The organism is Agromyces laixinhei, from assembly GCF_006337065.1.
GTDB lineage: Bacteria > Actinomycetota > Actinomycetes > Actinomycetales > Microbacteriaceae > Agromyces > Agromyces laixinhei.
In genome coordinates this window covers 203,749-224,126 of the sequence record NZ_CP040872.1, presented here as the reverse complement: position 1 = coordinate 224,126, position 20,378 = coordinate 203,749, and the positions used below count along the sequence as shown (strand labels likewise).

At 69.9% G+C, this 20,378-nt stretch carries 21 protein-coding genes; 9 read left to right on the top strand and 12 right to left on the bottom strand.

All coding sequences use genetic code 11. The features are described 5' to 3' along the window. Nucleotides 1-484 precede the first annotated feature (484 nt). Entirely contained in the window at nucleotides 485-901 is a 417-nt protein-coding gene (locus FHG54_RS01100; protein WP_210415453.1) for an ArsR/SmtB family transcription factor, read from the bottom strand. 104 nt (nucleotides 902-1,005) lie between these two features. Between FHG54_RS01100 and FHG54_RS01095 the strand changes: the two genes are divergently transcribed. The 7 genes from FHG54_RS01095 to FHG54_RS01065 all read left to right on the top strand — a co-directional run bounded on the left by FHG54_RS01095 (nucleotide 1,006) and on the right by FHG54_RS01065 (nucleotide 9,329). Next, nucleotides 1,006-2,094 (top strand): enoyl-CoA hydratase/isomerase family protein, encoded by a 1,089-nt coding sequence (locus FHG54_RS01095; protein WP_139415511.1) that lies wholly within the window; start codon nucleotides 1,006-1,008, stop codon nucleotides 2,092-2,094. A gap of 83 nt (nucleotides 2,095-2,177) precedes the next feature. Then, nucleotides 2,178-2,843 (top strand): GntR family transcriptional regulator, encoded by a 666-nt coding sequence (locus FHG54_RS01090; RefSeq protein ID WP_139415510.1) that lies wholly within the window; start codon nucleotides 2,178-2,180, stop codon nucleotides 2,841-2,843. 30 nt (nucleotides 2,844-2,873) lie between these two features. Further along, on the top strand, nucleotides 2,874-4,412 hold the full coding sequence (locus tag FHG54_RS01085) for an MmgE/PrpD family protein (RefSeq protein WP_139415509.1): 1,539 nt from the start codon (nucleotides 2,874-2,876) through the stop codon (nucleotides 4,410-4,412). Further along, nucleotides 4,412-5,311 (top strand): methylisocitrate lyase, encoded by a 900-nt coding sequence (prpB, locus tag FHG54_RS01080; protein ID WP_139415508.1) that lies wholly within the window; start codon nucleotides 4,412-4,414, stop codon nucleotides 5,309-5,311. Before FHG54_RS01085 ends, prpB begins: the two co-directional genes overlap by 1 nt. A gap of 70 nt (nucleotides 5,312-5,381) precedes the next feature. Further along, nucleotides 5,382-6,530 (top strand): bifunctional 2-methylcitrate synthase/citrate synthase, encoded by a 1,149-nt coding sequence (locus FHG54_RS01075; protein WP_139415507.1) that lies wholly within the window; start codon nucleotides 5,382-5,384, stop codon nucleotides 6,528-6,530. 145 nt (nucleotides 6,531-6,675) lie between these two features. Then, nucleotides 6,676-8,661 carry a hypothetical protein gene (locus tag FHG54_RS01070; RefSeq protein WP_139415506.1) on the top strand — a complete coding sequence of 662 codons (1,986 nt, stop codon included), beginning with the start codon at nucleotides 6,676-6,678 and terminating at the stop codon, nucleotides 8,659-8,661. Nucleotides 8,662-8,765: 104 nt separating this feature from the next. Continuing rightward, entirely contained in the window at nucleotides 8,766-9,329 is a 564-nt protein-coding gene (locus FHG54_RS01065) for an acyl-CoA thioesterase (RefSeq protein ID WP_139415505.1), read from the top strand. 3 nt (nucleotides 9,330-9,332) lie between these two features. Here the strand turns inward: FHG54_RS01065 and FHG54_RS01060 are convergent, their stop codons facing one another. Together FHG54_RS01060 and FHG54_RS01055 are read right to left on the bottom strand one after the other, a co-directional pair. Next, on the bottom strand, nucleotides 9,333-10,436 hold the full coding sequence (locus FHG54_RS01060; protein WP_139415504.1) for an AI-2E family transporter: 1,104 nt from the start codon (nucleotides 10,434-10,436) through the stop codon (nucleotides 9,333-9,335). A 9-nt stretch (nucleotides 10,437-10,445) separates the two neighbouring features. After that, nucleotides 10,446-10,961: an SRPBCC family protein gene (locus FHG54_RS01055; protein ID WP_168197054.1), complete on the bottom strand. Its 516-nt coding sequence runs from the start codon at nucleotides 10,959-10,961 to the stop codon at nucleotides 10,446-10,448. 88 nt (nucleotides 10,962-11,049) lie between these two features. Here FHG54_RS01055 and FHG54_RS01050 point away from each other — a divergent pair, with 88 nt between their 5' ends. Beyond that, nucleotides 11,050-11,409: a hypothetical protein gene (locus tag FHG54_RS01050; protein WP_139415502.1), complete on the top strand. Its 360-nt coding sequence runs from the start codon at nucleotides 11,050-11,052 to the stop codon at nucleotides 11,407-11,409. Nucleotides 11,410-11,432: 23 nt separating this feature from the next. Here the strand turns inward: FHG54_RS01050 and FHG54_RS01045 are convergent, their stop codons facing one another. The 4 genes from FHG54_RS01045 to FHG54_RS01030 form a co-directional block, all read right to left on the bottom strand. After that, on the bottom strand, nucleotides 11,433-13,094 hold the full coding sequence (locus tag FHG54_RS01045; RefSeq protein WP_139415501.1) for a phytoene desaturase family protein: 1,662 nt from the start codon (nucleotides 13,092-13,094) through the stop codon (nucleotides 11,433-11,435). Nucleotides 13,095-13,131: 37 nt separating this feature from the next. Then, nucleotides 13,132-13,875: an isocitrate lyase/PEP mutase family protein gene (locus FHG54_RS01040; protein WP_198165740.1), complete on the bottom strand. Its 744-nt coding sequence runs from the start codon at nucleotides 13,873-13,875 to the stop codon at nucleotides 13,132-13,134. A 96-nt stretch (nucleotides 13,876-13,971) separates the two neighbouring features. Next, nucleotides 13,972-14,751, bottom strand: coding sequence for an ABC transporter permease (locus FHG54_RS01035; RefSeq protein WP_139415499.1), 780 nt, complete (start codon nucleotides 14,749-14,751; stop codon nucleotides 13,972-13,974). 46 nt (nucleotides 14,752-14,797) lie between these two features. Continuing rightward, nucleotides 14,798-15,781 carry an ATP-binding cassette domain-containing protein gene (locus FHG54_RS01030; RefSeq protein ID WP_198165742.1) on the bottom strand — a complete coding sequence of 328 codons (984 nt, stop codon included), beginning with the start codon at nucleotides 15,779-15,781 and terminating at the stop codon, nucleotides 14,798-14,800. Nucleotides 15,782-15,841: 60 nt separating this feature from the next. Here FHG54_RS01030 and FHG54_RS01025 point away from each other — a divergent pair, with 60 nt between their 5' ends. Further along, the gene (locus FHG54_RS01025) at nucleotides 15,842-16,834 is read left to right on the top strand and encodes a helix-turn-helix transcriptional regulator (RefSeq protein WP_139415498.1); all 993 of its coding nucleotides are present in this window, start codon (nucleotides 15,842-15,844) and stop codon (nucleotides 16,832-16,834) included. Between the two features lie 150 nt (nucleotides 16,835-16,984). Here the strand turns inward: FHG54_RS01025 and FHG54_RS01015 are convergent, their stop codons facing one another. The 5 genes from FHG54_RS01015 to FHG54_RS00995 form a co-directional block, all read right to left on the bottom strand. Continuing rightward, on the bottom strand, nucleotides 16,985-17,671 hold the full coding sequence (locus FHG54_RS01015) for an ArsR/SmtB family transcription factor (RefSeq protein WP_139415497.1): 687 nt from the start codon (nucleotides 17,669-17,671) through the stop codon (nucleotides 16,985-16,987). After that, nucleotides 17,668-18,027: an amino acid-binding ACT domain-containing protein gene (locus FHG54_RS01010; RefSeq protein WP_139415496.1), complete on the bottom strand. Its 360-nt coding sequence runs from the start codon at nucleotides 18,025-18,027 to the stop codon at nucleotides 17,668-17,670. The genes FHG54_RS01015 and FHG54_RS01010 overlap by 4 nt, the downstream gene beginning before the upstream one ends. Next, a complete protein-coding gene (locus tag FHG54_RS01005; protein ID WP_139415495.1) occupies nucleotides 18,020-18,478 on the bottom strand; it encodes an OsmC family protein in 459 nt (152 codons plus the stop codon). The genes FHG54_RS01010 and FHG54_RS01005 overlap by 8 nt, the downstream gene beginning before the upstream one ends. 100 nt (nucleotides 18,479-18,578) lie before the next feature. Beyond that, nucleotides 18,579-19,319: an META domain-containing protein gene (locus FHG54_RS16205; protein WP_168197053.1), complete on the bottom strand. Its 741-nt coding sequence runs from the start codon at nucleotides 19,317-19,319 to the stop codon at nucleotides 18,579-18,581. Between the two features lie 70 nt (nucleotides 19,320-19,389). After that, nucleotides 19,390-20,316, bottom strand: coding sequence for a LysR family transcriptional regulator (locus tag FHG54_RS00995; RefSeq protein ID WP_139415494.1), 927 nt, complete (start codon nucleotides 20,314-20,316; stop codon nucleotides 19,390-19,392). Between the last annotated feature and the right edge of the window lie 62 nt (nucleotides 20,317-20,378).

Genomic DNA, 20,378 nt, shown 5'->3' with positions numbered 1-20,378 from the left:
TGCGTGGGTGTGGTCGGATCCTGTTCGGCTCGAGTGTCTCCGTTCTGGTATGCCGGTTCCCCTCAGTGCGTGGGTGTGGTCGGATCCTGTTCGGCTCGAGTGTCTCCGTTCTGGTATGCCGGTTCCCCTCAGTGCGTGGGTGTGGTCGGATCCTGTTCGGCTCGAGTGTCTCCGTTCTGGTATGCCAGTTCCCCCTCATCGACTTCACTCCTCAGCGATGAGGGGGAACTGGCATACGGAATCGACACGGAATTCTCCGGTGAGGAAACTTCCGGTGAGGGAACTTTCCGACGAGGGATTCTCCGGTGAGGGATTCTCCGGTCAGGGATTCTCCGGTGAGGGAATTCTTCGGTGAGATGGCGCCCTTCTCTGCGGAGCTCGGATGAGAATCTGCGGAGTGCGGAGTGCGGAGTGCGGAGAGCGGAGTGCGGAGTGCGGAGAGCGGAGTGCGGAGTGCGGAGTGCGAGTCGCCAGTTGTGCCCGGTCAGTCGCCGAACCAGCCCGGACGGCGCCCTCGCTGCCCCCGTCGGCCGGCGCGATGCGCGTGTGGCTGCCGCACCGCCGGAGTGGGGTGCGCCGGGAACTGCGGCGCTCGCCGAACCCCCGTGCCGTAGCGCTGTTCCCACAGCCCGAAGAGCTCGCCGACAGCCGCATCGAGACGTTCGAGGTACTCGACCCTCACCACGTAGAGCCTCGATTGCGGCAACCCCTGATCGGGCGCCACGTCGACGACGCCTTCGTCTCGGAGGATCCGCAGATGATGCGAGACGGCCGATCGCGAGATGGAGAACTCCATTGCGATGACGTCGTTGAGGACTCCCACCGAATGCTCGCCGACGGCGAGCACCTCGATGATCCTCCGCCGGACGGGCTCGGCGACGATCTCGAACGGATGCATCATCGCGGCAGCGTATCGAGCGGGAAGCGGGCGGCGATGCGGCTCTCCACAGGCGGGTCACGGCGGTGACCACGGTGTTCGCACCGGATGCGGCTACGGTGGCAGACGTGAGCGAGCACATCTCTGCGAGCGTCGCCGACGGCGTCGGCCACGTCACGCTCGACCGTCCGCAGGCGCTGAATGCGCTGAGCTACGAGATGATCCGTGAGCTCACCGCCATCTTCGAACTCTGGCGGAGCGACTCCGAGGTCGGTCTCGTCGTGCTCGACGGTGCCGGCAACCGCGGGTTCTGTGCGGGCGGCGACGTCCGCGAGCTCTACGGGTACGCTGCCGCCGACGACCACGCGGAGGCGCGGCGGTTCTTCCGTGCGGAGTACCGACTCGACGCGATGATCGCGCGCTACCCGAAGCCGGTCGTCGCGATCATGGACGGCATCACGATGGGCGGCGGCATCGGGCTCGCGGGCCACGCCTCGATCAGGGTCGTCACGGAGCGATCGCGCGTCGCGATGCCGGAGACCCGCATCGGGTTCACTCCGGATGTCGGCGGGAGCTGGCTGCTCGCCACGGCGCCCGGCGAGCTCGGCGTGCACCTCGCCCTGAACGCGCGCACGATGGACGCCGCCGACGCGATGCACGCGGGATTCGCCGACTTCTTCGTGCCCTCCGATCGCCTGCCGCACCTCATGCAGGCGCTCGCCGAGCGCGCGGACCCCGGCACCCCGGCTGAGATCGTCATGCTCTTCGACGAGACGCCCGGTCCGTCGTCGCTCGCGCTCGCCCGCGACTGGGTCGACGCCTGCTACTCCGCCCCTACCGTCGGCGAGATCATCGGCCGCCTCCGCGATCCGTCGTCGAGCCCGTTCCCGCTGCATCCGTTCGACCCGGGCGCCATCGCCCACGCAGCCGCCGCCGCCGACGAGCTCGAGACTCTTTCGCCGACGGCCCTCACCATGACGCTCGAGTCCGTGCGTCGCGCTCGTACGCTGCGCAGCCTCGAAGACGCCCTCGAGCAGGAGTTCCGGCTCGTCTCGTGGTTCATCGAGCAGCACGACCTGCGCGAGGGCATCCGTGCCCAGGTCATCGACAAAGACCGCAACCCCCGCTGGAACCCGGCGACGCTGGACGAGGTCGAGGCCGGGCTCGCCGCGCGAGTGCTGGGCACCCCGGTGGATGAGCCGGTCTGGCCAAGTTGACGTTTGTATACACCCACAGCCCTCGACGACACAGATTGTGAACCGTACGGTGATAGTGTATACATAAGCGAGGCGAGGTGATCATGCGAGCAAGCGAACGCGCGTACCACGCGCTGCGCGAGGAGATCCTCGACGGCGTGCTCGCTCCAGGCGCCGTGCTCGCCGAGGTCGAACAGGCGAACCGGCTCGGCGTCTCGCGCACCCCGGTGCGCGAAGCGCTCGCCCGGCTCGAGGCCGACGGTCTGGCGACGGCCGCGTCCGCGCGGCTGCTGCAGGTCAGTGAACTCTCACCGGCGAGCATCTCGGCGCTCTACGAACTTCGCGAGGCGCTCGAAGAGCAGGCGGCCCGGCTCGCGGCGACGCGGCGCGACCCCGCACGGTTCGCCGAGCTCCACGATCGCCTCGCCGCAGCGCCGACCCTGCTCGACGACGGCGAAGCGGGCCTGCGCTCGTACTACGACGCCGTCGATGCACTCGACCAGGAGATCGACACGGCGACGGCGAACCCGATGCTCGTGGCGGCGCTCCGAAGCGCCCGACTGCACTCGGCCCGGGTTCGGCGCCTGGCCCGTCACAATCCCGAGCGGCTCCGCGCCGCGGCATCCGAGCACCTCTTGATCGTCGAGGCGATCATCGCCGGCGACGCGTCGCTCGCCGCCCACGCCACCCACGTGCACCTGCACATGAGTCTTCGTCACGCACTCGCCTCGATCGAGGCTCGTCAGCCGGGCGGGCACCGCGTAGCCTGACCGATGGAACAGTTCAGAAAGGTTCACCCCATGCACCTCCACCACCTGCGCACCCACCGCAGCGACGAGAATCTCGCCCGTGAGGGGCAGCTCGCCTGGAAACTCGCGAGCGTCGCGACCGACCCGGTCGAGCTCGACGACGACGTCGTCGACATGGTGGTCAACCGCGTCATCGACAACGCGGCCGTCGCGGCGGCCTCGATCGCTCGCGGGCCGGTCGTCTCGGCGCGCAGCCAGGCACTCGCCCACCCGGTCTCGATCGGCGGCGACGGCTCCACCGTCTTCGGTGCAGATGCCGCGCGCCGCACGAGCCCCGAGTGGGCCGCGTGGGCCAACGGCGTGGCGGTGCGCGAACTCGACTTCCACGACACCTTCCTCGCGGCCGAGTACTCGCACCCGGGCGACAACATCCCGCCGATCGTCGCCGTCGCCCAGCACCTCGCGGCGAACCGCGGGCTCACCGGGCGCGACGTCGTGCGCGGCCTCGCGACCGGCTACGAGATCCAGATCGACCTCGTGAAGGCGATCTCGCTCCACAAGCACAAGATCGACCACGTCGCCCACCTCGGCCCGTCGGCCGCGGCCGGCATCGGCACCCTGCTCGGCCTCGACCAGGAGACGATCTTCCAGGCCATCGGCCAGGCGCTGCACACGACGACCGCGACCCGGCAGTCCCGCAAGGGCGAGATCTCGACGTGGAAGGCGCACGCCCCGGCGTTCGCCGGCAAGATGGCGGTCGAGGCGGTCGACCGTGCGATGCGCGGCCAGACGAGCCCCGTGCCGATCTACGAGGGTGAAGACGGCGTCATCGCGTGGCTCCTCGACGGCCCGGATGCCTCGTACGAGGTGCCGCTGCCCGAGGTGGGGGAGGCCAAGCGCGCCATCCTCGACTCGTACACGAAGGAGCACTCGGCCGAGTACCAGGCCCAGGCGTGGATCGACCTCGCCCGCAGGCTTCACGCGGAGTACCCGCTGATCCTCGACGACCCGGGGCGCATCGAGTCGATCACCCTGCACACCTCGCACCACACGCACTACGTGATCGGCTCGGGGGCGAACGACCCGCAGAAGCACGATCCGGATGCCTCGCGCGAGACCCTCGACCATTCGATCCCGTACATCTTCACCGTCGCCCTGCAGGACGGCGCGTGGGATCACGCCGAGTCGTACTCGCCCGAGCGCGCCCACCGCCCCGACACCGTCGAGCTGTGGAAGAAGGTGTCGACCGTCGAAGACGAGGAGTGGACGCGCCGCTACCATTCGAACGACATCGCCGAGAAGGCGTTCGGCGGTCGCGTGGTGATCAAGCTGGCCGACGGCGGCGAGATCGTCGACGAGATCGCCGTGGCCGACGCGCATCCGCTCGGCGCCCGCCCGTTCGCCCGCGAGCAGTACGTGCAGAAGTTCCGCACGCTCGCCGAATGGGCGCTGACGCCAGACGAGATCGAGCGCTTCCTCGACGTCGCGCAGCGTCTGCCAGAACTCGACCCCGACGAACTCGGCGGCCTCACGTTCACCGTGGCGCCCGGCGCGCTCGTCGGCGTCGAGGTGCCCGAGGGGCTGTTCTGATGCTCTACGCGACGACGACTCCCGCCGAGAAGCGCCGGCTCTTCCGGGAGCGGCTCGCGAGCGGCGAGATCATGCGCTTCCCGGGCGCGTTCAACCCGCTCTCGGCGAGGCTCATCGAGCAGAAGGGCTTCGAGGGCGTCTACATCTCGGGCGCCGTGCTCTCGGCCGACCTCGGCCTGCCCGACATCGGCCTGACGACCCTCACCGAGGTCGCGGGTCGCGGTCGGCAGATCACCCGCATGACCGAGCTGCCGGCGATCATCGACGCCGACACCGGGTTCGGCGAGCCGATGAACGTCGCACGCACCGTGCAGGAGATGGAGGATGCGGGACTCGCCGGCCTCCACATCGAAGACCAGATCAACCCGAAGCGCTGCGGGCACCTCGACGGCAAGCAGGTCGTCGACGAGTCGACGGCGCTGCAGCGCATCCGTGCCGCCGTCGACGCGCGCCGAGACCCGAACTTCCTCGTCATGGCTCGCACCGACATCGCCGCGGTCGACGGGCTCGCGGCCGCGGTCGATCGCGCGAAGGCGCTCGTCGATGCGGGCGCCGACGCGATCTTCCCCGAGGCGATGCGTTCGCTCGCCGAGTTCGAAGCCGTGCGTGCCGCCGTCGACGTGCCCCTGCTCGCGAACATGACGGAGTTCGGCAAGAGCGAGCTCTTCACCGTGAGCCAGCTCGCGGACGTCGGCATGAACATCGTCATCTGGCCGGTGTCGCTACTGCGTCTCGCGATGGGTGCGGCCGTGCGCGGTCTCGATGAGCTGGCGGATGCCGGTGCGCTCACCGGCAGGCTCGACGAGATGCAGCACCGCGCCGATCTCTACGACCTCATCGATTACGAGGGCTACAACCACTTCGATACGGATATCTTCAACTTCGCCGTCACCCGCTGACCCCGTATCGCCCTCTAGGCTGGGGGAGCGGTCGCGCTGCTGCGCCCGCACCGAGCCGCGAGGGAGCACGATGAGCGAGCAGCAGGGCGCAGCCCCGGCCATCTACAAGGGTCTGGCCGGGGTGCCGGTCGACTACACCGCCATCTCGAAGGTCAATCCCGAGTCGAACTCGCTGCTCTACCGCGGTTACCCGGTGCAGGAACTCGCCGCCTCCGCGACGTTCGAAGAGGTCGCGTACCTGCTCTGGCACGGCGAGCTGCCGGATGACACGCAGCTGGCGGCATTCGAGGAACGCGAACGATCACTGCGCGGCCTCGACCACGAGGTGAAGCGCATCATCGACGAGCTGCCGCTCACCGCGCACCCGATGGACGTCGTGCGCACCGCCGTCTCGGTCATCGGCGCGAGCGACCCGACGACCCCCGACGACAGCGTCGAGGCGAACCTCGACAAGTCGATCCGCCTGCTCGCGAAGCTGCCCTCGATCGTCTCCTACGACCAGCGCCGTCGCCACGAGCTCGAGTTCGTCGAGCCGCGAGAAGACCTGGGGTTCTCGGCGAACTTCCTCTGGCAGACGTTCGGCGAGCTGCCCGAGCTGCCGGTGGTGAGCGCTTTCGACGTGTCGATGATCCTCTACGCCGAGCACTCGTTCAATGCGTCGACCTTCACCGCCAGAGTGATCACGAGCACCCTCGCCGACCTCTACTCGGCGGTCACCGGTGCGATCGGTGCGCTCAAGGGCTCGCTGCACGGCGGTGCGAACGAGGCCGTCATGCACACCTTCGAGGAGATCGGCACGGGCCCGGGCAGCGCCGAGCGCGCCGCTGCCTGGCTCGACACCGCGCTCGCCGAGAAGCGCAAGATCATGGGCTTCGGGCACCGCGTCTACAAGAACGGCGACTCCCGGGTGCCGACGATGCGCGACGCGCTGGAGCGCATGGTCGAGTACTCCGAGCGACCCGAGCTGCTCGAGCTCTACACCGGGCTCGAGGCGGCGATGGCCGATCGCAAGGGCATCAAGCCGAACCTCGACTACCCGGCCGGCCCGACCTATCACCTGATGGGCTTCGACACCCTCACCTTCACCCCGCTCTTCGTGGCCAGCCGCATCACGGGCTGGACCGCGCACATCATGGAGCAGGCGGCGTCGAACGCACTCATCCGCCCGTTGTCGGTCTACAACGGCGTCGACGAACGGCACGTGCCGGCGAAGGGCTGAACCGGCACGGCAGCGCCCGCGCGGCAGCGCCCACGCAGCGTTTGACCCCAGTCCGGGGGGCCTCGCGGGCGATGATCGCGAGGTATTCTCTCGGTAGCGGCCTACGCGGACCCGACGCTTGGCCGAGACCTCATCGGAGGTCGCCATGTCGCGCTCCATCCGTCTCCTCGTCGCAGCGGCATCCGTCGGTGCTCTCACCCTCGCGGTCGGCGTGACACCGGCGGTCGCTGATCCCGCCTCCGACCTTCGTGTCGCGGTCGTCGTCGGCGATCAGGAGCTGTTCACCGATGCCGAGCATCAGGTTTCGATCGAGATCTACGATGCAAGCGACGACGCGGCGCCCATGCAGACGATCGACGCGGGGGTGATGGCGACCGCCGACCCCTTCGATCCCGGGTTCCCGGTCGACCTTCCCGAGGGCGACTACAAGGTGCGGGCGATCGTCGACGGAGGGGCATCCGGATGGCTCGTCGACCGCCTGACGAGCGATGACCTGATGCTCGAGGAGTTCATGCACTCCGGCTTCCGCACGGCGGCCGGCTTCACGGATGCGACGACCGTTCACTTCGACGCGGCCGGCGACTCGAGCCTCGGGCAGGGCCTCGTCGCGGTGCATCCGCAACCGAACTCGTTGCTCGGCGCGGTGTTCGACCACGAGGGCGACATCCTCGACTTCGATGAAGACGGCATGATGGAGGTCTTCCCGGTCGGCGGGGCGGCTCCCATCGCCTCGGCCGCCGCGACCGCTGAGCACCGGGTGATGCTTCTCGGCGACCTCGCACCCGGCGACTACCAGGTCAGGCTCACGGGAACGCGAACGGTGACGCCCGAGGTGGGCGAACCGTTCGAGGAGACGGTCTCGCAGTGGTGGCCGATGCAGGAGGACCGGGCGTTCGCGAAGACCGTGACCGTTCCGGCGGGCGGGGGCCACTGGGTCGGCATCACCGGCAATCTCGCCGAACCGCCCGCGGCCGACGAGCCCGGCACGCTCGCGGTGATCGAGGGAACGCTCGCCGTCGACGAGACCGTGCGGCTCGTTCCGCAGCTGCCGAATTCCTGGGACGACCCGGTGCTCGACGCCTGGCTGATCGAGAACGACCTGCAGTTCGGCACCGTCGACTGGTTCGCCGACGGCGAGCCGATCCCCGGTACGCATGGGGCCGGCCTCGTGATCGGGCCGACGCTCGAAGGCAAGCAGCTCAGCGCCGAATTCGACTGGTACGGCATCTACGGCTGGTACCCGCAGCACGACGCCACGCTCCCGACCGTTGCGGTCGGGCCGTCGACGCTCGTGCCCCTGAACCCGGCGCCCGATCCGACCATCACGGGCGCGGCAGAGGTCGGGCAACGCCTCACCGCGACCGTCGGCACGTGGGGGCCCGGCGCCGTCGTGAAGGATCGCCAGTGGTTGCGGGGCGGCGTGCCGATCGACGGCGCCACCGCCAACGCCTACACGCTGACGGCCGACGACGTCGGTGCGAACATCGCCGTGCAGGTCGTCGGCTCGAAGGCGGGGTACGCGACGACGGTGCGGGTGAGCGCCGAACTCGGCCCGGTGACCGAGGGCGTGCTCACGCCCGGCACCCCGAGAATCACCGGCGGAAACGCCCCGAGGGTCGGCACCGCGCTCACGGCGAACCCGACCACCTGGCGCCCTGTGCCGGTCGACTTCGCCTACCAGTGGCTGCGCGACGGCGCACCGATCGACGGTGCAACGTCGGCCGGGTACACGCCGGTCCCGGCCGACCTGGGCGCCCTGCTCTCGGTCGAGATCACGGGCTCGAAGGCCGGCTACGCCAGCCAGGTTCGCTCGGTCGCGGCGGCTGCGGTCGTCGTGCCGGGCCGGCTCACGGGAACCAAGCCGGTGATCGTCGGCACTGCGCAGGTCGGGCAGGAACTGACCGCCGACATCGGCACGTGGGGGCCGGCGGGCGTGCAGATCGGGTACCGCTGGCTCCGTGCCGGTTCACCCATTCCCGACGCGACGGGGCCGAGCTACACCCTCACCCCTGCAGACCTGAACAGGGTCATCCGGGTCGAGGTCACGTCGTCGCTCGCGGGCTACGCCGCGAATGACGGTTCGCCGACCCTGGTGAGATCGAGCGCCGGAACCCCGAGGGTCCTGCCGTAGCGGTGCGCTCCGTACAACCGGGCGCCGCGGCATCCGGAGCCCGTCTGTGGCCACTCGCCAAGTGATGGAGGATCGACGACGATTCCGCCGTACAGTCGTGGACTATGCACATGCTCTTCCGCACACTGCTCCACGTGCTGTTCCTGTCGCGTCGAAAGCCCGACCTCGGGCACTGGGACGTGGCCCGAACGCGGTTCGTCACGCTGCCGACCGATCTCGACATCAATCGGCACATGAACAACGGCGTCTACTTCTCGATCATGGATGTCGCGCGCTTCGACATGCTCGTGCGCAATGGGGTCTGGGCGATGATGCGCGAGAAGGGCTGGTACCCCGTCGTCGCGAGCGAGACGATCACGTTCCGGAAGTCCCTGCAGCCCTGGCAGCGCTTCACGATCGAGTCGCGGCTCGTCGGCCACGACGACAAGGCGGTCTACATGGAGCAGCGGTACGTGCGGCCCGGTGCAGGCGGCGAACCCGAGATCTACGCCGTGGGATTCATCCGCGCCCGGTTTCTCAGGAAGGCCGGGGGCACGGTGCCGATGGCCGAGATCGTCGAGGCGCTCGGCGTCTCGGACGCCGACGAGATCCCCGACTGGATGGCACGATGGGGCACGGATGTCGCGCTGCCCGCGACGCGCGCTGCGGCACCGTCGATCTGGAACTGACCGCTAGGAGCGGGCCTTCTTCGGCACGACGACCTCTTTGATGAGGAGGAGGATGCCGGCGGCGACCGGGATCGCGACGAGCGCTCCCGGCAGCCCGCCGAGCGTGCCGCCCGCGAGGGCGGCGATGAGCACGATCGAGCCGGGCACCTGCACGGCCTTGCTCATCACCTTGGGGGTGAGGATGTATGCCTCGACCTGCATGTAGATGAGCATCGCGATGAGCACGATGAGCGCCGAAACGGGCGAGACGAACAGCGTGAGCACCGTCATCACCGCGGTGGTCAGCACGGTACCGATCAGGGGGATGAGCGTGATGAAGAACGCCGCGACCGAGATCACGAGTGCGAACGGCACCCCCACGAGCGTCAGCAGGATGAAGCTGTACAGGGCGTTGAAGAATGCGAGTACGACCATGCCGCTGAGGTAGCGGCCGACGTTCTGCATGATGCGTTCGGCGTAGCCGACGACGCGCTCGCGGTGCGAGGCGGAGATGAGCGTGTAGATCGCCCGCTTCGAGGTGTCGAGGGTGGCCGTGAAGTAGATCGTGAGGATGAAGATGAAGAACGCGCTCGAGAGGCCGCCGAGGATCGCGACGCCGACGTTCAGGGCCCCGCCGCCGACGGTCGCCCAGAAGTTCGGGTCGCTGACGGTGTCGACGATCCACGAGTAGACCGCCCCGAGCACTCCGCCCGACCCGCTCTGCATGTCGATGAACCAGTCCTGCTTCTGCATCTCCTGGTACATGGCCGGGAGGCCGTTGACGAACGCCGCCGCCTGCGTGATGACGAGGGGCAGCACCAGCCAGAGCATGCCGGCGATCACGAGGATGAACAGGATGATGACGGTGACGATCGCCACTCCGCGCTTCATGCCGCGGCGCTGGAACCACCGCACGAGCGGGTCGAGCCCGAGCGTGATGAATGCCGCCGCGAGCACCGAGAAGACGACGTTCGACATGCTGGCGAACGCGGCCGCGATGCCGAACGCGAGCACGACACCGAGGGTCGCGATGAACGCCCATTGGAAGGGCCGGTTCGTCATGAGGTCGGACTGGCGCGCGCGCCAGCCGGGTGACTCCGCGCGGGCTCGACGCTCGATGCTCTTCACGGCGCCAGTCTAGGGGTGCGAGCGCGCCTCGTCGGGGACGTGGAGTTCACGATAGTGCGGCGCGAACGCGGGGTAGTAGGTCTCCCAGGCCGGCTGCGGCGTTCCCGCGCGAGCAGCCGCGAGCCGATCGAGGTAGAAGTCCCAGCCGGGCCCCATGTCGGCGGCCTCCGACGGGTCGTGCAGTCGCTGGCCGAGCGTGAGCGTCGTCATGCCGCCGCCCTCGAGCAGGTGGCAGAAGAGCCGGATGCCGGTCGGGCCCGAACCCGAGTCGGCCACGAAGCGGTGCGGCGGCGCGCATTCCAGGATCGAGACGTTCTGCCACTCGCCTTCGCCCTCGGTCTCCATGCGGAACCGAACCCCGCCCGTCGCGGGGCTGCCGGTGTAGGTGCCGATCCACGCGCGCATGGCGTTCGGGTTCGTGAGGCTGAACCAGACATCTTCGATGGGGGCATGGAACAGGCGGTCGAACTGCAGGTACAGGCCGTCGTCTTTCAGCACGTAGTGCCCGGTCGGTCTCGCGGTCATCATCGGCCCCCGTTCGCTCGTCTCCTCAGGCTAATCCCGTCGATGCGGAACTACCAGCGGATCGCCGCCGCGCCACTAGAGTGAGCGCATGAATTCCAAGGGTTCAGCGAAGTCGCAGACGATGAACGTCACCGATGGCAAGAGCGGGCTGTGGGGCGCGCTCGCCGGACTGATCGTCTTCGCACTCATCGCCATTCCGCTGTCGGCCGCGTTCTCATTCGCGACGCACCCGCACACGCAGCAGCTCTTCGCCGGTCGGCTCTCCGACGCGACGACCGGCGGCTACCAGTTCTTCTGGTGGATCGTCACGATCTTCCTCCTCGCGCTGCCGTTCCTCGTCGGCTTCGGGGTCGCGAAGCTCTCGGTGAAGTCGCTGACGATCGTGGGTGCGGTCATCGCGCTGTTCGTGATCGCCATCATGGTGCTCGGGCAGCTCTTCGTCTTCTAGCTCGCGACCGGTCGATTCGCCGATCAGGCGACGGATGCCTCGAGCACGGCCATCGCCGCATTGTGGCCGCCGATGGCGCTCACCGCGCCGCCGCGCACCGCGCCCGCTCCGCACAGCAGGATGCGCGGGTGCGCCGTCGCGACGCCCCACCGCTCGGCCGGGGTCGCGAGTGACGCACCAGGCTCGGCCCACGGCCACGAGAGCGACCCGTGGAAGATGTTGCCGCCCGGCATCGCGAGTGCCTGCTCGAGGTCGAGGGTCGTCTTCGTCTCGATGCAGGGGCGGCCCGAGGCATCCGTCGCGATGACGCCCTCGATCGGCTCGGCGAGCACCGAGTTCAGCGAGGCGAGCACCGCGGCCTGCAACTGCTCGCGCAACTCGTCGTTGCCGAAACGCTCGAGCAGCCGGTGCGGCACGTGCAGTCCGAAGACCGTCAGGGTGTGCATGCCGGATGCCGCGAGCTCGGGCGAGAGGATCGACGGGTCGCTCAGGGTGTGGCAGTAGATCTCGCACGGCAGCGGCGAGGGGATGCGCCCGCGAGCGGCCTCGGCGTAGGCCGTCTCGAGCTGCGACCCGAGCTCGTTGACGTGGAAGGTGCCCGCGAATGCGGCCTCTGGGGTGACGGCCGTGTCGAGAAGACGCGGGAGCCGGGTGAGCAGCAGGTTGACCTTCACCTGCGCGCCCTCTGGGGCGTGCAGTTCACGCAACCGCTCACGCACGACGGCCGGCACGCCGCCCGACGCAGCCCGGGCAGCACCGGACGAGGCGCCCACCGATGCCGTTCCCACCGCTGCCTCGCCCGCCGCGAGCAGCCGGTCGAGCACCGCGGGTGCGACGTTCGCGAGCACGACGTCGGCCTGCGACATCCGCTCGCCGCCCTGCTGCCAGCGCACCGCTCCCGAAGGGTCGACCGAGATGACCTCCGCACCCGTCACGAGCTCGGCGCCGGCCTCGCGGGCGCACCGCGCGAGCTCGCCGGTGACGGCGCCCATGCCGCCGACCGGCACGTCCCAATCACCGGTGCCGCCGCCGATCACGTGGTAGAGGAAGCACCGGTTCGCGTCGAGTGCCGGGTCGTCGAGCGAGGTGAAGGTGCCGATGATCCCGTCGGTCGCGACGACGCCGCGCACGAGATCGCTCGTGAACCGGGCATCGATCGCCTCGCCGAGCGGGCGTTCGACGAACGCTCGCCACACCCGGTCGTCGTCGATCAGCGCGCGCGCCTCGTCGCGAGTGGGCAGGGGCTCGGTGAGCGTCGGGAAGAGCCGCTCGGCGAGCAGTGCGGTGTCGGCGGAGAACGCGGGCCATGCCCCGGCGTCGTCGGCGGCATCGACACGGGCGAACGCAGCGGCGGATGCCTCGGGCCCGGCCTCGGTGTCGATGAGCAACCCGCGTGCGGGGTCGGCCGGGTCGGGCGTGTACGACGAGTAGCGGCGCCGCACGAGCCGAATATCGAGCCCGAGCTCGTCGATGATGCGCTGCGGGAGCAGGCTCACGAGGTACGAGTAGCGCGACAGCCACGCGTCGACGCCCGCGAACGCCTGCGCCGAGACGGCGGCCCCGCCGAGGTGGTCGCTGCGCTCGAGCAGCAGCACCCGCTTGCCGGCGCGGGCGAGGTAGGCGGCGGCGGTGAGGCCGTTGTGGCCGCCGCCGATGATCACGACGTCGTGGCGCAGCTGAGGCATTCCTCGAGCGTAATCGTCACGTCGGCGTGAAGGCCGGTCAACGGCCGAGCAGTCCGTCGACGTCGGGCAGCGCCGTGAACCGCGAGAAGGTTCCGTCGTCGGCGATCTCGCGGGCCGCCTGAAGGAATCCGTCCCATGCGGTGCGGGCGAGCGTGCCGCCCACGCTGATGCGGCGCACCCCGAGCCCCGCGGCCTCGCCGACGGTGGTGAACGGGGCGTTGATGAGCAGGTTCACGGGTTTGGGGTGCACTGCGGCGACGATGGCCTCGATCTGATCGACCGACCCGATGCGGGGAGCGTAGAGGCAGTCGGCGCCGGCGTCGGCGTATGCGCGCAGGCGGCGGATCGTTTCGTCGAGATCTGGCCGGCCGACCACGAATCCCTCTGAACGACCCGTGAGCAGCACCCCGGTGCCGCTCTCGTCGATCGCCTGGCGAGCGGCACGGATGCGTGCCACCGCCAGGTCGAAGTCGAAGAGCGGCTCGTCTGCATCACCCGACGAGTCCTCGATCGAGAGACCCGCGATGCCCGTGCTCACCGCAGCCATCACATTCGCCGCGACTCCGTCGGGCTCGACTGCGTACCCGCCCTCGAAGTCTGCGTTCACCGGCACGTCGACAGCGCCCGCGATCGCTCGAAGGTGAGCGAGAGCCTCGTCGAGCGCCACCCCGTTGTCGGGGCGCCCCAGCGTCCAGGCGAACCCGGCACTGGTCGTTGCCAGGGCGGGGAAGCCCATCTGGGCCAGGGCCCGCGCGCTCCCCACGTCCCACGGGTTCGGCATCACGAAGCATCCGTGGGAATGCAGCCGATGGAACGCTGCAACTCTTTCGTCGCCGGCAGCCATGCTTCACCTCGTCACAGACGGTATGGCAGGAGTCTACGCGCGGCGCATGGCCCGCACACCCACGACGACGCCGATCGCGCACGTCGCTGCGGCCGCGATCACGCCGCCGATGACGGCCGTTGCACCGAAGTCGCCCGCGAGCAGCGCCCGCTCGGCGCCCACGAGGTAGCTCAGCGGGTTGATCGCGGCGGCGACCTGCATCCAGGCCGGGCCGTCTTCGAGCGGCAGCAGCATGCCCGAGAGGATCATGAGCGGGAAGAGCAGGGTCTGGTGCACCATCCAGAACATCCAGTCGCGAGTCCGGCAGGCGAGCGCGAGGCTATAGCTCAGCGCGCCGAAGCCGATGCCGAAGACCGCGAGCACCGCGAGGCCGACGACGAGCCCGGGCACATTGAGCGTGAAGCCGAACGGCACGGCGACAAGCACGACGATCGTGCCCTGGACGACGAGCGGCACGACCTCTTTGAGCGCGCGACCCACGAGCAGCGCGCTGCGCGAGAGCGGCGCGACCAGGGTGCGCTCGTGCGAACCGGTCTGCATCTCGAAGAGCAGGTTCGCGCCCGTCGAGGCCGTGCCGAACAGCGCCACCATCACGAGGATGCCGGGCACGAACCACTGCAGGGTGCCCGCCGCATCGCCGCCGGCGGCGCCGATCAGCAGCGGACCGAACAGCCCGAGGAAGATGAGCGGCTGCACGAGCGAGAACATCACGCTGAACGGGTCGCGCACGAGTGGCCGGGATTCGCGCACGAAGACCGCCGCGGTGTCGCGGATGAAGCCGGTGGGCCGAGCGGTGGTGTCGATGGTGGTCATGATGGTGCTCCTTCAGGTCGGTGTCGTCAGGTTCAGGTCGATGTGGTCAGGCGGGGACGGGGGCTTCTGCGTCTGCGCCGGCGTGCGCCGCCTCCTCGCGGAGGGTGCGGCCGGTGAGGGCGAGGAAGACGTCGTCGAGGGTCGGCTGCCGGTGCGTCGCCGCGACGACGTCGAGCCCGGCTTCGTCGAGCGAGCGGATGTATCGGGGCAGCGCACGGTCGCCGCCGGGAGCGGTCACCGTGACGACCTGCCCCGCGGCCTCGCCGCCGATGCGCGCCGCGGCTGCCGCGGCATCCGCTGCCGTTTCGAAGGTGAGGCTCACGCGGTCGCCCGCGAGCGACGCCTTCAGTGCCCATGCCGTGTCGTCGGCGATGACCTGGCCGTGATCCATCACCATGACGCGCTCGGCGAGCTGATCGGCCTCCTCGAGGTAGTGCGTCGTGAGGAAGATCGTCGTGCCGGTCTCGCGGCGCAGGTCGACGATGTGCTCCCAGAGGTTCGCGCGGCTGTGCGGGTCGAGGCCCGTCGACGGCTCGTCGAGGAAGAGCAGCTCGGGCCGGTGGATGAGGCCGAGCGCGATGTCGAGCCGGCGCTTCTGGCCGCCGGAGAGCGATTGCACCTGACGGCCGGCGACCTGGCCGAGCTCGAGCGAGTCGATCAGCTCGGCGGCGCGGGCCCGGGTCTCGCGGCGGCCCATGCCGTAGAAGGCGCCCTGCGCGTGCAGCTCGTCGCGCACGCGCTGAGTGTGCCCGCCCGAGTTGCCCTGCCCGACGTAGCCGATGCGGCGCCGCACTGCGGCCGGGTCGCGGCGGATGTCGGAGCCGGCGACGATCGCCTCGCCGCTCGTCGGCGGCAGCAGCGTGGTGAGCATGCGAAGCGTCGTCGACTTGCCGGCACCGTTCGGGCCGAGGAAGGCGACGAGCTCGCCGGCGTCGACCGAGAGGTCGACGGAACGGACGGCCTCGACGACCTTCCCCTTGGCGGGGAACGTCTTCGTGAGGCCCTGAGCGGAGATCATCTGATTCGTCATGTCTGCAGTCTTCCGAGGCATCCGGCCAGTTTCTGTCCGCATCAATGGGAAACTTGGAGCATGGCCGCAACCACCTCGCGAACCCTCGAACTGCTCTCGCTGCTGCAGAGTCATCGACACTGGTCGGCGCGCGAACTCGTCGACCGGCTCGGCGTCTCCGACCGCACCCTCCGCCGCGATGTCGACCGGCTGCGCGAACTCGGCTACGGCATCGATTCGGCGCGGGGCTCGACCGGCGGCTACCGGCTCGAGGCCGGCACCGGGCTGCCGCCGCTGCTGCTCAGCGACGACGAGGGAGTCGCGATCGCGGTCGGCCTCCGCTCCCAGGCGACGGCGGGGCTGCGCGGCGCCGAGCACACGACGCTCAGCGCGCTCGCCAAGATCGAACAGGTGCTGCCGCCCGCGCTGCGCCGCCGCATCGAGGCACTGCAGTCGCACGCGGCGGCGGGTTCGGGCGGCCCCGGTTCGACTCGCTCGGGTCGGCCGACGCCTGAGGTCGACGCCGAACTGCTCGGGCTCCTCGCGCTCGGCTGCCGTGATTCCGAGCGGCTGCGCTTCACCTACACGGATGCCGCGGGTGAGGCGTCATCGCGAGTGGTCGAGCCCTACCGGCTCGTGCCCGTCGCCCGGCGCTGGTACCTGCTCGCGTGGGATCGTCAGCGCGAGGACTGGCGCACGTTCCGGCTCGATCGCATGAGCGACGTGTTCCCGACGCGAGTGCGGTTCGAGCCCCGGCCGATGAGCGACGACGCCGCGCGGGCGAGGGTCGAGGCGGCGGTGCGCTGGCGCGACCGGAGCGTGAAGGCCCGGGTCGTCGCCGAGATGACGCAAGCGGATCTCGTCGAACATCTCGGCTGGTACGGGCGCGACGTCGTCGCGATCGACGCCGAGCACTGCGCGTGGCCGCTCGAGTCCGAGTCGGTCGAGAGCCTGTCGATGGCCCTCATGTGGATGCCGCGCGGCGTGCGGTACCGGGTCGAGGGGGCGCCCGAGGTGCTCGACTTCCTCGCGATGCAGGCGCAGCGCTTCGCGGAGGCATCCGCTCGGGAGTGACCGGCTCGAGCGTTCACCCCACCCTGATTGAGAACTACTACCAGGTCTCGGCTGTTCGCAGGTTGACGCACCTGCCGAGCCCAAGGGCACCGTGAACACCGGGGATGCCGGCGGTGAGATGACCAGTCCGCTCCGCGAACTGGGGTGACCTCACACGATGCCGACCGCCGCGAATTGTTCTTCGCCCGCCTCGGTGACGGTGAGGGCCCGGTCGGAGCGACGGCGCCGGAGCCATCCGTTCGCCAGCATTCCGTCGAGCAGCGCCTTTCCGAGCTTGCCGGCGAGGTGCGGTCTTCGCTCCGTCCAGTCGAAGCACGGGCGCACGGGCGGCCGCGACGATGCGGGCCAGGCGAGGTTCAGTCCCGTCGCGTGTTCGAGGGCGACCGGAGCGTCGTCTGGCATCGACCAGATGCCGTCGTGGTCGTTCACCCAACCGCGGGTGAACGCGAGGTCGGTGAACGCGACTCCCAGCCGCCCCGCGAGGTGGTCGTAACACGAACGTGCCTCTCGCATCGCTGCGCGTCGGTCGAACGAAGTGAGTGTGCCCACGGGCGCCTCGCCGGTCAGGCGTAACAGGGCTTCCACGGCTTCAGCGACCAGTGGGTCAGAGAGCCGCGCCAACCGAGCCCGACCCTGCTGTTCGATCTCGATCAGCCCGGCAGCGTGGAGCCTTGCGAGGTGGGCGCTCGTCGTGGATGCCGCCAGGCCGACGCGAGCGGCGAGCGCGCCGGCCGGCAGGACGACACCTCCGAGGAGCTCGTGCAGGATCCGGAGCCGCGCCGGCTCGCCGATGACGGGCCCGATCTCCGCGAGCGGTGGGCGCGCTCGGTCATTCACTCGAGAACCGCCCTCGCCGTCATCGGATCGTCGACCACGAACACCTTCCGATTGTCGTGGTCGCTGTACTGCGCGTCGAGGCGGACGCCGGCGTCGGCGAGCCGCGCCATCATTCTGCCCAGCTCGCCGGGCACGTCTGCGGCCAGGGGCATCACCACCGCCTCGCGGACCTCGACTCCGCGGACGTCGGCCGAGGTGAGGACGTCTGCTGCTCTCCGTCCGTCGTGCACGAGGTAGTGGGCGATGCCCGACCACATTCCGCCGCCTTCCAGCGACACGCGCGCCTCGCCGAGGATGGCGCCGATCCGCGCGAGGCCTGCTGCTCCTTCGGTGACCGGAACCCGGATGTCATCCATCGATGACCTCCACGGTCGCGGCGACGCTGACCCGGGCGTTCAGGGTGTTGCCGATGTAGCACTGCTCGTGCGCCTGGCGCACCAGTTCCTGCACCGTCGCGGCATCCGCGCCGCGCACGGAGATGACCGGGTTCAGCGAGATCTCGGTGATCCGCATCGGCCGCGCGTCGGGCGGCATGACGGCTGTCGCCGAATCGGAGTATCGGACGACGTCGACATGCGTGAGCGCCGCGACCGCCAGGAACGAGAGCAGTTGGCAGGAACTGGCGGCGCCCAGCAGCAGCTGCTCGGGGTTGGCGAGCGTCGCGTCGCCGCGGAACGCGGGATCGGCGCTCACCGCCAGCCGTGCGCTGTCACCGATCGCGAGGTCGTGTGCCCGATCGTATGCGCGGTAGCCCGCGCCGGTGCTTCCCGACCAGACCAGGTCTGTGGTGTAGGTGTGGGCTTTCATGTGACGAGACTAGAACGACAACATTTCGGCCGCGAGCGAAATGTCTGGGCCGACTCCCGACTCGCCGCCCGCTACGCCGGACCCGCTACGCCGGGGCCCGCTACGCCGTGCGCGGCAGGGAGCCGATCTCGGCGCCCGACTCGTCGAAGAAGGTCATCGTGTCGGCGTCGACCGTCGCGGTGGCCCGCTGGTTCAGCCACTGGTCGACGCCCTCGCAAGCCATGAGGGTGCTGAAGCCGCCGTCGAAGGTGATCGTGTCGCCGTCGAGTGTCCAGGTGGAGTCGCCGAAGGTGTTGCACCCGTCGCTGCCGCTCGCGGTGCCGTCGGCCGCGATGATGATGAACGGCTCGCCCGAGGCGGTTCCGGCCGACTCGGTGCCCCACGTGCCGGTGAAGAGGGCGTCGGCGATCGGCTCGATCGAGGGTTCGGAAGTCGGCACCTCGTCGCTCGACCGCGCAAGCGTGCCGATCTCGGCGCCCGACTCGTCGAGGACGGTGAGGGTGCCGCCGTCGACCGTGCCGGTCGCGAGCGCCGAGAGCCACGTGTCGACGCCCTCGCAGAACATGCGCGTCGAGGCGACGTCGACGAAGGTGACCGTGTCGGTCTCGGCGGTCCACGTGCCGATGAGCCGGTTGCAGCCGTCGGTGCCGGTCAGAGAGCCGTCCTCGGCGAGCGCGAGCGAGGGCTCGCCTGTCGCGGCGGCGTCACCCCAGGTGCCGACCGGGTTGACGGGGTCGACGGTCTCGGCCGCCCGGTCGGCGCCGCTTGCGCAGGCGGTCAGCACCGTCGCCGCAAGCAGAATCGTGCCGGACAGGGCGAGTCGCTGCAGCGTTCGTGACATGGCCACAGCGTATCGACGGTCACTGGGCTGAAGCCGTCGCGGGGCTGAAGCCGTCGCGGGGCTGAAGCCGTCACCGGGCTGACGGCGTCGCCGTGGCGTGCGCCGCACGGGCGAGCGCGTCACGACAGGCCGCCACTGCCGGCCGCGTCGCCGCGGCATGGCGGGTCGAGGTGAACACCTCGCGCTCGGGTTGCCCCGGCAGGTCGACGAGCGTCACGCTCGGCGCCTGGCCCGCCCACACGAGGTCGGGCAGGAGCCCGACGGCGTTGCCCGAACGGATCAGGCGGATGTGCGCCATCAGGTCGGCCGTCTCGAACCGCACGTCGGGCTCGAAGCCGGCGTCGCGGCAGAGCTGCTCGGCCCAGTCGCGCGAGGCCGTGCCCGCAGGCTCGAGCACCCAGGGCATCGCGGATGCCGCGGCGCGCAGCGAGTGATCGGCTGCCGCGACGCCACGCGACGCCGGGTGGGGCGGCAGTGCGAGCCGGATCGTGTCGGCGACGAGGTGCACGCGGTCGAGCTCCTCGCGGTGCGCGCGCGTGTGGCCCGGGTACTGCTCGGCGATCACGAGGTCGAAGTCGCGCGCCGACACCTCGAAGAGCCCGACGTCGGGCTCGCGCTCGGTGACCTCGACGCGCAGTGCGGGGTGCTCGGTGCGCAGCAGGGTGAGCGCCTGCGGCACCACGGCGTGCGCGGCCGACTGGAACACGGCGATGCGCACCGTGCCGCCGACTGCGGTGAGCGAGCGGGCGACCTCGGACTCGGCCTCCTCGAGCCGGTCGAGCACGGCGCGGGCATGCCCCACGAGCACCTGGGCCTGCGCTGTCAGCTGCACGCGGCGCCCCACCTGCACGAGGAGCGGCACGCCGGCTTCGCGTTCGAGCTGGCTGAGCTGCTGCGACACCGAGGAGGGGCTGTATGACAAGGCCTCGGCGACCGCCGAGAGCGTGCCGCGGTCGCTGAGCTCCACGAGCAGGCGCAGGCGTCGCACGTCGAGCATGGGCACCTCCGGGGCATCCGCTGATCATTCGGTTCTTCTGAACATTATCTTTCAGATTCATT